This is a genomic window from Vibrio sp. D401a, assembly GCF_030248515.1.
Classification (GTDB): Bacteria; Pseudomonadota; Gammaproteobacteria; order Enterobacterales; family Vibrionaceae; genus Vibrio; species Vibrio rotiferianus.
Map to the genome: position 1 here is coordinate 1 of NZ_JAHGAI010000105.1, position 602 is coordinate 602.

Annotated in this window: 1 protein-coding gene; it reads right to left on the minus strand. The window is 50.8% G+C overall.

What is annotated here, in order from left to right:
• Positions 1–602, minus strand: a 602-nt coding sequence (locus KIV41_RS24675) for an Ig-like domain-containing protein (RefSeq protein WP_285337852.1), incomplete at both ends; no start/stop codon positions are given.

Consider the following 602-nt stretch of genomic DNA (forward strand, 5'->3'; position numbering starts at 1 on the left):
CAATTGGTTGTTACCCAGGTTAACCACTTTCGCCGTGGTCAGAAGGTTTTCACCAAGCGCTAAAGTAACGGTATCACCAACTTTCACATCGCCGCCTACCGTACCTGACAGCGTTACTTTACCTGTGCTTTCTGCTTCGTTAATGGTGTTGTCATTACCCACCACAATTGGATCGAGGTCGATACTCGCCGTTGGCGCGTCGACATCGACTTGGTAGGTTTCAGTATCCGTTTCAGTCACAGCATTACCTGCACCATCAGTAATGGTTACCGACGCTGTCACAGACTGGTCGTTGAAGCTCGCTAATGTGCTAGCGTCAACATCCGCGCTAAAGCCAAGCTCGCCATCAGCTAGCTTGATAACTTCCACTTCAGCCAGCAGGTTATCGCCCAATTTCAGTTGAACCGTATCACCTTCAACAACTTCACCACCTACAGTACCGGTAAGAGTGACTTGGCCTGTCGCTTCCGCTTGGTTGATAACGTTGTCGTCACCCACCACAATTGGATCGAGGTCGATGCTCGCCGTTGGCGCATCCACATCGACTAGGTAAGTTTCAGTGTCACTTTTCTCGACGCTGTTGCCCGCTTCATCGGTCACGG